General features: G+C 44.4%; 12 protein-coding genes and 1 tRNA gene. All 13 read left to right on the forward strand.

Annotated features, from left to right (window positions below; translation table 11 throughout):
• Nucleotides 1-480: EF-Tu/IF-2/RF-3 family GTPase (locus Q7V21_RS10435; RefSeq protein ID WP_304917243.1), on the forward strand; the 480-nt coding region annotated here is incomplete at its 5' end.
• A gap of 55 nt (nucleotides 481-535) precedes the next feature.
• Nucleotides 536-611, forward strand: a tRNA-Trp gene (locus Q7V21_RS10440).
• 37 nt (nucleotides 612-648) lie between these two features.
• Nucleotides 649-987, forward strand: a complete 339-nt coding sequence (gene secE / locus Q7V21_RS10445; protein ID WP_226069757.1) for a preprotein translocase subunit SecE — start codon at nucleotides 649-651, stop codon at nucleotides 985-987.
• A gap of 13 nt (nucleotides 988-1,000) precedes the next feature.
• On the forward strand, nucleotides 1,001-1,534 hold the full coding sequence (nusG, locus tag Q7V21_RS10450; protein WP_304917244.1) for a transcription termination/antitermination protein NusG: 534 nt from the start codon (nucleotides 1,001-1,003) through the stop codon (nucleotides 1,532-1,534).
• Between the two features lie 76 nt (nucleotides 1,535-1,610).
• Complete coding sequence (rplK, locus tag Q7V21_RS10455) at nucleotides 1,611-2,045, forward strand: 50S ribosomal protein L11 (RefSeq protein WP_304917245.1); 435 nt, start codon at nucleotides 1,611-1,613, stop codon at nucleotides 2,043-2,045.
• Nucleotides 2,045-2,737: a 50S ribosomal protein L1 gene (rplA, locus tag Q7V21_RS10460; protein WP_304917246.1), complete on the forward strand. Its 693-nt coding sequence runs from the start codon at nucleotides 2,045-2,047 to the stop codon at nucleotides 2,735-2,737. The genes rplK and rplA overlap by 1 nt, the downstream gene beginning before the upstream one ends.
• Before the next feature lie 210 nt (nucleotides 2,738-2,947).
• The gene (gene rplJ, locus Q7V21_RS10465) at nucleotides 2,948-3,475 is read left to right on the forward strand and encodes a 50S ribosomal protein L10 (RefSeq protein WP_069296878.1); all 528 of its coding nucleotides are present in this window, start codon (nucleotides 2,948-2,950) and stop codon (nucleotides 3,473-3,475) included.
• A 57-nt stretch (nucleotides 3,476-3,532) separates the two neighbouring features.
• On the forward strand, nucleotides 3,533-3,907 hold the full coding sequence (rplL, locus tag Q7V21_RS10470; RefSeq protein WP_292397463.1) for a 50S ribosomal protein L7/L12: 375 nt from the start codon (nucleotides 3,533-3,535) through the stop codon (nucleotides 3,905-3,907).
• A 169-nt stretch (nucleotides 3,908-4,076) separates the two neighbouring features.
• Nucleotides 4,077-8,153: a DNA-directed RNA polymerase subunit beta gene (rpoB, locus tag Q7V21_RS10475; protein ID WP_304917247.1), complete on the forward strand. Its 4,077-nt coding sequence runs from the start codon at nucleotides 4,077-4,079 to the stop codon at nucleotides 8,151-8,153.
• Nucleotides 8,154-8,207: 54 nt separating this feature from the next.
• On the forward strand, nucleotides 8,208-12,401 hold the full coding sequence (rpoC, locus tag Q7V21_RS10480) for a DNA-directed RNA polymerase subunit beta' (RefSeq protein ID WP_304917248.1): 4,194 nt from the start codon (nucleotides 8,208-8,210) through the stop codon (nucleotides 12,399-12,401).
• A 150-nt stretch (nucleotides 12,402-12,551) separates the two neighbouring features.
• Nucleotides 12,552-12,926 (forward strand): 30S ribosomal protein S12, encoded by a 375-nt coding sequence (gene rpsL, locus Q7V21_RS10485; RefSeq protein WP_069296874.1) that lies wholly within the window; start codon nucleotides 12,552-12,554, stop codon nucleotides 12,924-12,926.
• Nucleotides 12,927-12,972: 46 nt separating this feature from the next.
• Nucleotides 12,973-13,443: a 30S ribosomal protein S7 gene (gene rpsG, locus Q7V21_RS10490; protein WP_304917249.1), complete on the forward strand. Its 471-nt coding sequence runs from the start codon at nucleotides 12,973-12,975 to the stop codon at nucleotides 13,441-13,443.
• A 73-nt stretch (nucleotides 13,444-13,516) separates the two neighbouring features.
• On the forward strand, nucleotides 13,517-15,271 hold a 1,755-nt coding region (fusA, locus tag Q7V21_RS10495; protein WP_304917250.1), incomplete at its 3' end, for an elongation factor G.

A 15,271-nucleotide genomic window follows, 5' to 3' on the forward strand; every position in this document is an offset into this window, starting at 1 on the left:
ATTGTTAAAGTTGGCGACGAATTAGAAATCGTTGGTATCAAAGACACGCAAAAAACCACCTGCACAGGTGTTGAAATGTTCCGCAAATTGCTGGACCAAGGTCAAGCAGGCGATAACGTTGGTGTGTTGTTACGTGGTACCAAACGTGAAGATGTTGACCGTGGTCAAGTATTAGCGCACCCGGGCACTATCAAGCCACACACCAAGTTTGAAGCGGAAGTGTACATTTTGTCGAAAGACGAAGGTGGACGTCATACACCATTTTTCAATGGATATCGCCCACAGTTTTATTTCCGTACCACCGACGTTACCGGTGCCTGTGAATTACCAGCAGGTATTGAAATGGTCATGCCTGGTGACAACGTCAAGATGGACGTAACCTTAATCAATCCGATTGCGATGGAAGAAGGTTTACGTTTTGCTATTCGTGAAGGCGGCCGCACTGTTGGTGCTGGCGTCGTTAGTAAAATTGTCGAATAGTATATAATGCTTATGGCTGAGCACATGGGTGCTCAGCCGAATGGGAGCATATGTTAGGCCAGTAGCTCAATTGGCAGAGCGACGGTCTCCAAAACCGTAGGTTGGGGGTTCGATTCCCTCCTGGCCTGCCATTTTTGTTTTCATCAAGATGGATTAATAACAAAAACAATGGCAGATAAACTCAAACTGATAGTCGCAGCCGCCTTAATGGTCGCCGCGATTGCTTTGTTTTATACCCACTCAGAGTATTCAACATTGCTGCGTGTGCTTGGCCTCCTTGCGGTGGCTGCACTTTCCTTATTCATTGTGTCCCGCGCAGCTGTGGGTGCATCAGTGTTATCATACATCGGTGATACCCAGGTAGAAGTGAGAAAAGTCGTCTGGCCAACTCGGCAGGAAACTTTACAAACGACCCTGGTAGTAATTGTTATGGTCATTGTTGTTGCCATTATGTTGTGGGCCTATGACTCACTTTTAGGTTGGGCCGTTCGCGCACTGACCTTATAAAGCTGGATGTGAAATGAGTAAACGCTGGTACGTAATACAAGCCTATTCCGGCTATGAAGGACAAGTAAAACGTTCTTTAGAAGAACGTGTGGTCCGAATGGGGCTTGAAGAAAAGTTTGGTGACATTCTCGTTCCGACTGAAGAAGTTGTAGAAATGCGAGAAGGTCAAAAACGCCGTAGTGAGCGCAAGTTTTTCCCTGGCTACGTGCTTGTCAACATGGAAATGGATGATGAAACCTGGCATGTAGTGAATGATCTGCCACGCGTTTTACGTTTTATTGGTGGTACAGGTGATCGTCCTGCTCCAATTAGCGATAAAGAAGCAGAGCAAATTTTACAGCGTGTTCAGGAAGGTGTTGAAAGTCCACGGCCAAAAGTTCTGTTTGAACCAGGCGAAGTGGTTCGTGTTACAGATGGTCCGTTTAATGATTTCACCGGCGTTGTCGAAGAAGTCAATTATGAGAAAAGTAAGCTGCGTGTTGAAGTGGTTATTTTTGGCCGTTCCACACCGGTTGAACTTGAGTTCAGCCAAGTCGCTAAAGGCTAGGCAAAAAAGAAGCCCAGGTAATACTGGAAAGTTGTTGGGGAGCCGCAAGGCGTTTGTACCCGTTTAGGAGTTTAAAATGGCTAAGAAAATAACGGCCTATATCAAGCTGCAAGTTGCAGCTGGTCAGGCAAACCCAAGTCCTCCTGTTGGTCCTGCATTGGGTCAGCATGGTGTGAACATCATGGAATTCTGTAAAGCGTTTAACGCAAAAACACAAAATCTGGAGCCAGGCTTGCCTACCCCAGTTGTGATTTCTGTATACAACGATAAAAGCTTTACTTTCATCACTAAAACACCTCCAGCCGCCGTATTGCTGAAGAAAGCAGCTGGTCTGAAAAGTGGTAGTGCTCGCCCGAATACCGATAAAGTCGGTACTGTTACCCGTGCTCAATTGGAAGAAATTGCCAATGCCAAAATGCCGGATCTGTCTGCTGCTGACTTAGACGCCGCAGTCAGAACGATTGCCGGTACTGCTCGCAGCATGGGTTTGAATACAGAAGGGGTTGAATAATGGCTGCTCTTGGAAAAAGAAGTCGCGCTATTCGCGAGAAACTGACTGCTGGAAAAGTGTTTGAGCTTGATGAAGCATTAAGTTTTGTAAAAGAAAACGCCTCAGCTAAATTTGTTGAATCTATTGATGTCGCAATTAACTTAGGTGTTGACCCACGTAAATCTGATCAAGTTGTACGTAGTTCAACAGTATTGCCTAACGGAACTGGTAAAACAGTTCGTGTTGCTGTTTTTGCACAAGGTGCAAATGCTGATGCGGCAAAAGAAGCTGGTGCAGATATCGTTGGTTTTGAAGATCTGGCTGAATCAATCAAAGCCGGCAACATGGATTTTGATGTTGTTATCGCTTCTCCGGATGCAATGCGTATCGTTGGTACATTAGGTCAAGTATTAGGTCCTCGTGGTCTGATGCCTAACCCTAAAGTCGGAACGGTTACACCAAACGTTGCTGAAGCAGTTAAAAATGCTAAGTCAGGTCAGGTTCGTTACCGTACAGATAAAGCTGGGATAATTCATTGTTCAATTGGTAATGCAGGATTTGAAGTTGATGCTTTGCGTCAAAACCTTTTAGCGTTATTAGATGATTTGAATAAACTGAAACCAAGCTCAGCTAAAGGTATTTACATTAAACGTATCAGCGTCTCCAGCACCATGGGTGCAGGCGTTGCAGTTGATAAATCATTCCTGGCTTAAACCAGGGAAAAAATTGGACCGCCCAGTGCTTGTCACTGGGTCGTCTAAGACCGCAGGCATGAAAATTTAATAGACGCAAGTCTGCCTGCGCAGACGGGTTCAGCTACAGAAATTCTGAGGTTGAATGCCGTGAAGGTGGAAGTGGCAACACTTCTTTTGTTAGCAACACACGCTACTTGATTATGAGTAGTGAACCTAAGGAGGTCTTAGGTGGCTTTAAATCTCGAAGGTAAAAAGGCCGTCGTTGCTGAGGTCGCTGAAATTGCATCATCTGCGTTTTCTGCTGTTGCAGCAGAATATCGTGGTTTGACTGTTTCAGAAATGACAGCGTTGCGAGTCGCAGCGCGTGAGCAAAATGTTTACTTACGTGTAGTACGTAATACATTAGCTCGCCGTGCTGTTGAAGGTACTGATTTCGCCTGCATGCAGGAAGGAATGACTGGACCTTTGGTATTTGGTTTTTCTATGGAAGATCCAGGTGCCGTTGCACGCGTCATGGCTGATTTTGCTAAAGACAACAAAAAACTCGAAGTCAAAATGGTTTCACTGGGTGGCAAGTTATTACCTGCTTCCGATTTAGACCGTTTGGCTAAAATGCCTACCAAAGATCAAGCTATCAGCATGTTCATGGGTACGCTTAAAGCACCAATCGAAAAATTTGTTCGTACTTTGCAAGCGCCTACCAGCAAAATGGTTCGCACTTTTGCGGCCGTTCGCGACGCAAAACAAGCTGCTTAATCCATTTCGGATAAGTAACTTTTATTTAATTCTGTAAGCTTGAAATAGGAAAATATCATGGCTGTATCTAAAGACGATATCTTGGAAGCGATTTCCAATATGACAGTTGTTGAGATCGTAGATTTGATCGAAGCAATGGAAGAAAAATTCGGCGTAACTGCTGCTGCTCCTGTTGCCGCTGCTGCTGCACCTGCTGCTGCCGCTGCTGCCGCTGAAGAACAAACTGAATTCAACGTTGTTATGACTAGCTTTGGCGAAAACAAAGTTGGCGTAATCAAAGTTGTACGCGGTCTGACTGGTCTGGGCTTGAAAGAAGCTAAAGACATGGTAGAAGGCGTTCCAGCAACTGTTAAAGAAGGCGTTGAAAAAGCAGAAGCTGAAGACGTTCTGAAACAATTGCAAGAAGCTGGTGCGACTGCTGAACTTAAGTAAGCACACCTACAATCGTGGTCAGTTTACTGCCACGAAAAAGAAAATGGCTGGTGACTTTAGTCACCGGCCTTTTTCCGTTGCAGGCCGATCGACATTCGGCCACCTACAATATATGACCCTACCTGCATTTCCGTTAAAAGAAATCAGGTGTTTCTTCGAGGTGTAATACATGGCTTATACGTTTACCGAGAAAAAACGGATTCGTAAAGATTTTGGCAAGCGTCCAAGTGTCTTGACCGTTCCAAATTTACTGGCAACTCAGGTCAATTCCTATCAGGATTTCCTGCAAATGGCCGTTCCTGCTGATGAACGCAATGCAATGGGTTTGCATGCGGCATTCGAATCAGTGTTTCCGATTAAAAGTCACACTGGTATGGCTGAACTGCAATATGTCAGCTATCGTCTCGGAACACCAGCTTTTGACGTCAAGGAATGTCAACTACGTGGTGTGACCTATGCTGCACCTCTAAGAGTAAAAATGCGTCTGGTTATCTATGATAAAGACGCCCCTGCAAAATCAAAAGTCGTCAAAGACATTAAAGAGCAGGAAGTATACATGGGTGAAATCCCATTAATGACGGAGAAAGGTAACTTCGTTATTAACGGAACTGAGCGTGTAATCGTTTCACAATTACACCGCTCCCCAGGTGTGTTTTTTGATAGTGATAAAGGCAAAACACACTCATCAGGAAAGATTCTCTATAACGCTCGAGTTATTCCATACCGTGGCTCATGGTTGGATTTTGAGTTTGATCCTAAAGACGCGGTATTTGTACGTATCGATCGTCGTCGTAAATTGCCGGCTTCAATTCTTCTGCGTGCCCTGGATTACAGTAACCAGGAAATCCTGGAGATTTTCTTTGAAAACGATACATTCACGCGTAAAGGTGATGGTTTTGAACTGGCATTGGAACCACAGCGTCTGCGTGGTCAGTCAGTACCATTTGAAATTCTGAACCCAGAAGGTGAAGTAATTGTTGAAGCTGAGCGCCAGATTACTGGCCGTCATATTCGTCAAATGGAAAAAGCTGCAATGACGACTTTGGCAGTACCTGCTACCTATCTGGTAGGTAAGGTTATTGCTAAAGATGTAATTGATCCTGCCACTGGCGAGCTGTTAGCCAACGCCAATGATGAAATTACCAGTGATTTGTTAGAAAGTTTTGAGCGTTTTGGTATTAACGTTATTGATACGATTTTTGCCAATGATTTGGACCACGGTCCTTATATGTCTGATACCTTGCGCTTGGACGAAACTCGCAGTGCTTTAGAAGCAAAAGTTGAAATTTACCGGATGATGCGTCCTGGTGAGCCACCAACAGAAGATGCTGCACAAAATTTATTTACCAGCCTGTTCTTCAGCCAGGATCGTTATGACCTGTCAAATGTCGGCCGGATGAAGTTCAACCGCCGTTTAGGTCGTGAAGAGCTTGATGGTGAAGGTATTTTATCCAAAGAAGACATTGTTGCTGTTCTGAAAGAACTGATCGGTATTCGTAACGGATTTGGTGTGGTCGATGATATCGATCACCTCGGTAACCGTCGTGTACGTAGTGTTGGCGAAATGGCTGAAAACCAATTCCGTGTTGGTTTGGTTCGTGTTGAACGTGCAGTTCGTGAACGTTTAAGTATTGCCGAATCTGAAGGTTTGATGCCGCAGCAACTGATCAACGCTAAACCTGTTGCCGCAGCGATCAAAGAGTTCTTTGGTTCAAGCCAGTTATCGCAGTTCATGGATCAAAACAATCCATTATCCGAAGTAACACACAAACGTCGTGTATCAGCGTTAGGGCCAGGTGGTCTGACACGTGAACGTGCAGGCTTCGAAGTTCGTGACGTTCACCCGACACACTACGGTCGCGTTTGCCCAATCGAAACACCTGAAGGTCCAAACATTGGTTTGATTAACTCTTTGGCATGTTATGCCAGAACCAATCAATACGGTTTTATTGAAACACCATACCGTAAAGTAATTGATGGTAAAGCGACTGAAGAGATTGTTTATCTGTCAGCAATTGATGAAGGTGAATACCGCATTGCACAGGCGACTATCAACCTGAACGATGATTTTTCAATTGCCGATAATATGGTTCCATGTCGTCATAAAAACGAATTTTCATTAATGCCTTCAGAGCAAGTGCAGTTGATGGACGTTTCACCACGTCAAGTTGTATCGGTGGCTGCTTCATTAATTCCATTCCTGGAACATGATGACGCTAACCGTGCATTGATGGGATCCAACATGCAGCGTCAAGCTGTACCGACATTGCGTGCTGACAAACCATTAGTTGGTACTGGTATGGAGCGTGTAGTTGCTCAGGATTCCGGTGTCATGGTCACAGCTAAACGTGGCGGTGAAGTGGATTCTGTCGATGCGAGCCGTATTGTTATTCGCGTTAATGATGATGAAACGGAAGATAATGAATCAGGCGTCGATATCTACAACCTGATCAAATATGCCCGTTCTAATCAAAGCACAACGATCAATCAACGCCCAATTGTTAAGCCGGGTGATATTGTTGCCAAAGGCGATGTTTTGGCTGATGGTCCTTCAACAGATAAAGGTGAACTGGCACTGGGTCAGAATATTCTGGTCGCCTTTATGCCTTGGAATGGTTACAACTTCGAAGATTCGATCTTGTTATCAGAACGTGTTGTTGAAGAAGATCGTTTCACGACCATTCATATTCAGGAACTGAATTGTCTGGCGCGTGATACTAAATTAGGCACAGAAGAGATCACTGGTGATATTCCAAATGTCAGCGAAAGTGCGTTGGCTAAGTTGGATGAATCAGGCATCGTTTATGTTGGTGCTGAAGTTAAGCCAGGCGATATTCTGGTCGGTAAAGTAACACCTAAAGGTGAAACACAACTGACACCGGAAGAAAAACTGCTCAGAGCTATTTTTGGTGAAAAAGCCGCTGACGTAAAAGATTCTTCATTACGTGTACCTTCCGGTACTTACGGTACTGTGGTTGATGTTCAGGTTTTCACCCGGGATGGTGTTGAAAAAGATGAACGTACTCGTCAGATTGAAAAAGCGGAACTTGAAAAAGTCTGGGCGGATTTAAAAGATCAACACCGTATTATGGTGGATGACGTATTTGCCCGTCTGGAACGCACTTTAATCGGTAAAGTTGCTGATAAAGGCCCTGGCCTGAAAAAAGGTGACAAAATCACCAAGGCCTATTTGAAGGGGCTTGAGAAATCACAGTGGTATGACATTCAGATGGCTTCTGATGAATTGAATACCATGCTTGAAGCCACGGCTAACCAAATCAAGCAATACCGTACTGATATGGACGAAGCGTTCCAAATCAAGAAAGACAAGCTGACTTCTGGCCATGATTTGGCACCAGGTGTGCAGCGTATGGTCAAAGTATTCTTGGCCGTTAAACGTCGTATTCAGCCCGGTGATAAATTAGCTGGTCGTCACGGTAACAAAGGTGTTATTTCAAATATCGTTCCTGTTGAAGATATGCCTTACACTCAAGATGGCCGTCCGGTTGACATCGTATTGAATCCGCTTGGTGTTCCATCGCGGATGAATATCGGTCAGATCCTGGAAGTCCACTTAGGTTGGGCAGCGAAAGGTCTTGGTTATAAAATCGAAGAAATGCTGCAACAACAACGTGGCATAGCCGAAATCAGAGAATTCTTAGGCAAGATTTATAACACCAGTGGTAAAAAAGAAGATTTGGATTCGTTAACTGATGAAGAAATCATAGAGCTGGCTGGCAATTTACAAGCGGGTGTTCCAATGGCAACACCGGTCTTTGATGGTGCTGACGAAGGCGAAATTAAAGCGATGTTGGAACTTGCTGGCTTACCTACAACAGGTCAGGCACAGCTTATAGATGGTCGTACGGGGGAAACATTCCACCGCCCGGTTACTATTGGTTACATGCATATCTTGAAACTGAATCACTTGGTTGATGACAAGATGCATGCTCGTTCAACTGGTCCTTACAGCCTGGTTACGCAACAACCGCTGGGTGGTAAAGCCCAGTTTGGTGGTCAGCGCTTCGGTGAGATGGAGGTATGGGCACTGCAAGCTTATGGTGCTGCTTATACGCTTCAGGAAATGCTGACAGTCAAATCAGACGATGTGAACGGCCGAACCAAGATCTACAAAAACATCGTTGATGGTGATTATCGGATGGATGCAGGTATGCCTGAATCCTTCAAAGTATTAACACGTGAGATTCGCTCACTGGGTATTGATGTCGACCTGGTCGAAGAGTAAAACGCGAACCCGATAATCAGGACATATGTCGTTTAACGACAGCGGAGAAAAAATATGAAAGATTTGCTTAACATGTTAAAGCAACAAACGCAGCCGGAAGAGTTCGATGCTATTCGCATCGGCTTGGCTTCGCCAAAAATGGTGCGTTCATGGTCATTTGGTGAAGTTAAAAAACCAGAAACCATCAACTACCGTACTTTTAAGCCAGAACGTGAAGGTTTGTTCTGCTGCAAGATCTTTGGTCCAGTTAAAGACTACGAATGTCTTTGTGGTAAATACAAGCGCCTGAAACATCGCGGTGTTATCTGCGAAAAATGTGGCGTTGAAGTTACCGTGGCAAAAGTTCGTCGTGAGCGCATGGGGCACATTGAACTTGCCAGCCCGGTTGCACACATTTGGTTTTTGAAATCATTGCCATCACGTATTTCATTGTTCTTGGACATGACTTTACGTGATATCGAACGTGTTTTATATTTCGAAGCATTTATCGTTGTTGATCCTGGCATGACTCCGTTAGAAAGAGGCCAATTACTTTCTGATGAAATGTACATGCAAGCCGTTGAAGAATATGGCGAAGAGTTTGATGCTCGCATGGGTGCCGAAGCTGTTCAAGAACTGCTGAGAAGCATTGACCTGACAAAAGAAGTCGATGTCATCCGTGATCAGATTGAAGGCACCAATTCAGAAACCAAGATCAAGAAATTGACCAAACGTCTGAAATTAATGGAAGCCTTCCTGGATTCTGGTAACAAACCAGAATGGATGGTCATGGAAGTGTTACCGGTATTACCACCAGATTTACGTCCGTTGGTTCCATTGGATGGTGGTCGTTTTGCTACATCTGATCTTAACGATCTGTATCGCCGCGTAATCAACCGTAATAACCGTTTGAAACGTCTGCTGGATTTAAATGCACCAGACATTATCGTGCGTAACGAAAAACGTATGCTGCAGGAATCTGTAGATGCGTTATTGGATAACGGTCGTCGTGGTCGTGCGATCACCGGTACCAACCGTATGCCATTAAAATCTTTGGCCGATATGATCAAAGGTAAACAAGGTCGTTTCCGTCAAAACTTGCTGGGTAAACGTGTCGATTATTCTGGCCGTTCAGTAATCGTGGTTGGTCCATACTTAAAGTTACATCAATGTGGTCTGCCGAAAAAAATGGCATTGGAACTGTTTAAACCATTTATTTACGGCAAACTTGAGCGTAGTGGTCAAGCCACCACAATCAAAGCTGCCAAAAAAATGGTAGAACGTGAAGGACCGGAAGTTTGGGATATTCTTGAAGAAGTTATTCGCGAACATCCAGTGTTACTTAACCGTGCACCAACACTGCATCGTTTAGGTATCCAGGCGTTCGAACCATTATTGATTGAAGGTAAAGCGATCCAGTTGCACCCGTTAGTCTGTGCGGCCTATAACGCCGACTTTGACGGTGACCAAATGGCGGTTCACGTACCTTTGTCATTAGAAGCACAGCTTGAAGCACGTTCATTGATGATGGCGACAAATAATATTTTGTCACCAGCCAATGGCGAGCCAATCATTATTCCTTCACAAGACGTGGTATTGGGTCTGTATTACATGACTCGATCTTTAGTCAATGAGAAAGGTGAAGGTAGCCGTTTTGCTGATATTGCAGAACTGAGACGTGCTTATGACAATAAAGTAGTTTCATTACATGCCAAAGTAATGGTTCGTATTGATGAAACAGACGTAACGTTGCCTGAACCAGAACAAAACCGCACTATCCGTGTTGAAACAACTGTGGGTCGTGCAATGCTGTTCAGTATTGTGCCAAAAGGACTACCATTCTCAGTAGTTGATCGCACGATGACTAAGAAAGCCATCGGTGATCTGATCAATACTTGCTACCGTCGTTTAGGCTTGAAAGATACGGTAATTTTTGCAGATCAACTGATGTATCTGGGCTTTGCTCAGGCCACTATGTCAGGTGCGTCGGTTTGTGCCGATGATATGGTTATTCCTGAAGCAAAAGGTAGCATCCTGGCTAAAGCTGAAGCTGAAGTTGAAGAAATTGCAACGCAATATGCTTCAGGTCTGGTTACAGATGGTGAACGTTACAACAAGATCATCGATATCTGGTCACGTACCAATGATCAAATCGCTAAAGCGATGATGGATGGTCTGGGTACTGACACGGTACTTGATGCTGAAGGTAACAAAGTACAACAACAGTCGATGAACTCTATCTATATGATGGCTGATTCAGGTGCTCGTGGTAGTGCGGCTCAGATTCGTCAGTTAGCAGGTATGCGTGGTTTGATGGCTAAACCAGATGGTTCTATCATCGAAACGCCAATCACCGCTAACTTCCGTGAAGGTCTGGACGTTTTACAGTACTTCATCTCAACCCATGGTGCTCGTAAAGGTTTGGCGGATACCGCTTTGAAAACAGCTAACTCAGGTTATCTGACTCGTCGTTTGGTTGACGTGTCACAAGATCTGGTTGTTATCGAAGATGATTGTGGTACCACCAAAGGTATCAGCATGACGCCAATTATCGAAGGTGGTGATGTTGTTGAAGCCTTGGGTGAACGTGTATTGGGTCGAGTCGTATCCGAAGATGTTCTGAACAGTGACGGTGATGTTGTGTTGAGCGCTGGTCATATGATCGACGAAGCATCGGTAACCAAACTGGAACGTGAAGGTATTGACGAAGTTATGGTTCGCAGTGCGATTACCTGTGAATCACGCTACGGTGTATGTGCGTCTTGTTATGGCCGTGACTTAGGTCGTGGTCATAAGATTAACGTCGGTGAGGCTGTAGGTGTTATTGCTGCACAATCAATCGGTGAACCTGGTACTCAGTTAACCATGCGTACCTTCCACATCGGTGGTGCTGCATCTCGTACCGCGGCTGATAACTCAGTTGTATTGAAATTTAAAGGACGTATCCGTTACTTCAACATCAAGTCTGTTGAAAACTCGGCTGGAAAATTCATTGCCGTTTCCCGTTCAGGTGAATTGCATCTGATTGATGAAAATGGTCGTGAGCGTGAGCGTTATAAGATCCCTTACGGTGCTGAAATAGCTGTAGCAGATGATGATGCGGTAGAAGCAGGACAGATTGTTGCAACATGGGATCCGCATACTCACCCGGTTGTAACCGAAGTTAAAGGCCACATCCGATTAAGTGATTTGGTCGAAGGCGTAACGGTTGATAAACAGGTTGACGAGGTCACTGGTCTGACCAGTTTAATTATCCGTGAACCAAAACAACGTAGTAGTGCTGCCAAAGATATGCGTCCAATGGTTAAATTGATTGATGACCATGGTAATGACGTTAATATTGTAGGTACCAATATTCCAGCTGAATACTTCTTACCGGGTGGTGCGATTGTTCGTGTTACTGATGGTATGGAAGTGGAGATCGGTGACATCCTGGCACGTATCCCGCAGGAAAGCAGTAAAACGCGTGACATCACTGGTGGTTTACCACGTGTAGCCGACTTGTTTGAAGCACGTAAACCGAAAGATCCAGCATTGATGGCTGAAATCAGCGGTACCATTAGCTTTGGTAAAGAAACCAAAGGTAAGCAACGTTTAATCATTACACCTAAAGAAGGTGAGCCGCATGAAGAGCTGATTCCAAAATGGCGTCATGTTTCAGTGTTTGAAGGTGAGCACATTGAAAAAGGTGAAATGATTGTTGATGGACCGGAAGATCCGCATGATATCTTGCGTTTGAAAGGTATTCTGGCATTAGCGAACTATATGGTCAGCGAAGTTCAGGAAGTTTACCGTTTGCAAGGCGTTAAGATTAACGATAAGCACATCGAAGTCATTGTTAGACAGATGTTGCGTAAAGTTGAAATCGATGCCGTTGGTGACAGTAAGTTCCTGAAAGGCGAGCAGGTAGAATTTGATCGTGTATTAGATGCAAATGATGAGTTAGTCGGCCAGAATAAAATGGGTGTTTTGTTTACACCTATGCTGCTCGGTATTACTAAAGCTTCATTGGCAACTGACTCGTTCATTTCAGCTGCATCGTTCCAGGAAACAACACGCGTTCTGACTGATGCTGCTGTAACCGGTAAGAGTGACAGTTTACGTGGTCTGAAAGAGAACGTAATTGTTGGTCGACTGATTCCGGCTGGTACAGGTTTGGCTTATCATAAAGAACGCCAACGTCGTCGCCAGGGTGGTAAACCCGCTGCAGCTGAACCTGTAGTCGAAGTGGTTGAAAATAGTGAGGAAGAAATTAACGAGGCTTCGTAAAAGAAGCCTTGACGCAATGCTTTGTTGCGTTGTAAAATTCCTCTTCTTTGTCGGGCATCCTTTTCGGGTGCCCGCTTTTACTAGAATGGTAATGCGAGAAGATTCAGTATCGCAGGCTACCATCAATAGATATTTGTTAAGGTTGTATTAATGGCAACAATTAATCAGTTGGTTCGCAAGCCAAGAGTTAAACAGAAGAAAAAGAATAACGTACCAGCTCTGCAGGCATGTCCTCAGCGTCGTGGTGTTTGTACTCGTGTTTATACGACAACGCCTAAGAAACCAAACTCTGCGATGCGTAAAGTCGCTCGTGTACGTTTAACAAATGGTTTTGAAGTGACTTCATACATTGGTGGTGAAGGTCATAATCTGCAAGAGCATAGCGTTGTATTAATTCGCGGTGGTCGTGTAAAAGATTTGCCTGGTGTGCGTTATCACACCGTGCGTGGTGCTCTGGATACCTCTGGTGTTTCTGCGCGTCGTCAAGGCCGCTCAAAATACGGTGCAAAACGTCCTAAAGGTTAATCTTTAGGTAAGCACTGAGCGTAAATTAAAGTTTTAGGATATAGAAATGCCAAGAAGAAGAGTTGTTGCTAAGCGTGAAGTTTTACCAGATCCAAAATATGCAAATATTGGATTGGCGAAATTTATTAACGTCATCATGAAAGATGGTAAAAAGTCTGTTGCTGAAAAAATCACCTATGGCGCTCTTGCTTCAGTATCTGAAAACAAAGGCGGAAATGGTCTGGAGATTTTTCAGAAAGCCATTGAAAATATTAGTCCGATGGTTGAGGTTAAATCACGTCGTGTTGGCGGTGCAACCTACCAGGTTCCTGTAGAAGTACGTGCAGAACGTCGTGTTGCATTAGCTATGCGCTGGTTGGTAGAAGCAGCCCGTAAGCGTGGTGAAAAATCAATGGGAATGCGCCTTGCTGGTGAATTATCTGATGCCTATGATGGTAAAGGTACTGCAGTTAAGAAGAAAGAAGATACCCACCGTATGGCTGAAGCCAACAAAGCGTTTTCACACTTTAGATTTTAAGTTATACCCTTGCCTGACTAGACTCAGGCAAGATTTTGTTCTTTAACATTGTTGATCGTAAAGAGTAGCTATAGTGGCACGTAGTACACCTATTAATAGATACCGGAATATAGGCATCATGGCGCATATCGACGCGGGTAAAACCACGACGACTGAGCGCGTGCTGTTTTACACCGGCATATCACACAAAATTGGTGAAGTCCACGACGGTGCCGCTACTATGGACTGGATGGAACAGGAGCAAGAGCGAGGTATTACCATTACTTCGGCTGCGACTACCTGCTTCTGGGCCGGTATGGATCAACAATTCCCACAACACCGAATTAATATCATTGATACACCAGGTCACGTTGACTTCACAATTGAAGTCGAACGTTCTTTGCGTGTACTCGATGGTGCTGTTGCTGTTTTTTGTGCTGTAGGTGGTGTAGAACCTCAGTCAGAAACCGTCTGGCGCCAAGCAAATAAATATCATGTTCCCCGTCTTGCTTTTGTGAACAAGATGGATCGTCAGGGAGCTGATTTCATTCGTGTAGTCGAGCAAATCCAAAAACGTTTAGGTTCCAGACCAGTGGTTATGCAATTACCAATTGGTGCTGAAGAACGCTTTGAAGGCGTTGTTGATTTGATTAGGATGCAAGCTATTTATTGGAATCAGGACGATATGGGAGTGACTTATGATGCTCGCGATATCCCTGCTGAGATGCTTTCCGAATGTCAACACTATCGCGAACAATTAGTTGAAGCCGCAGCTGAAGCTAATGAAGAATTATTAAATCAATATCTTGAAACCGGTGAGCTGACCGATGAACAAATCAAACAAGGTATTCGATCACAAACTTTAGCGAATCAAGTTGTACCTGCATTTTGTGGATCGGCATTCAAAAATAAAGGGGTTCAAGCTGTATTGGACGCCGTTGTTGAATACTTGCCATCACCTACGGAAGTGCCAGCAATTAAAGGCCTTATTGATGTTGATAAGGAAGAGTACGGCACACGGCAAGCAGATGATAAAGAACCGTTTGCTGCCCTAGCATTTAAAATCGCTACCGATCCGTTTGTTGGTACTTTAACTTTCTTCCGCGTTTATTCTGGCGCATTAAAGTCTGGAGATGCAGTCTTTAATCCTGTCAAAGGTAAAAAAGAGCGCATCGGTCGTTTAGTGCAGATGCATGCTAACAGTAGAGAAGAAATCACTGAAGTGTTTGCTGGTGATATTGCTGCAGCCATTGGTTTGAAAGATACAACAACCGGTGAAACGCTTTGTGATCCAGAGCATGTGATTACTTTAGAGCGTATGGATTTTCCTGAGCCAGTCATCTCGGTTGCTATTGAACCAAGAACTCAGGCAGATCAGGAAAAAATGGGTATTGCTTTAGGTAAGCTTGCTAAAGAAGATCCTTCTTTTCGTGTTCGTACCGATGAAGAATCAGCTCAAACCATAATTGCCGGCATGGGCGAGTTACACCTCGATATTATTATCGATCGCATGAAACGTGAATTCGGTGTTGATGCCAATGTAGGTGCACCACAGGTTGCTTACAGAGAAACTATCCGTAAAAAAGTCGAATCTGAAGGCAAGTTTGTGCGCCAAAGTGGCGGCCGTGGCCAGTATGGACACGTCTGGTTGCGTTTGGAGCCAATGCCTGCAGGAAGTGGATATGCCTTTGAAAATGCCACGATCGGCGGAACAGTTCCAAAAGAATACATTTCATCTGTAGATAAAGGTATACAAGAGCAGATGAAAAATGGTGTAATAGCCGGCTACCCTGTGGAAGATGTCAAAGTAACTTTGTTTGACGGTTCTTACCATGATGTCGATTCAAAT

The sequence above is a fragment of the Methylophaga sp. genome, from assembly GCF_030651745.1.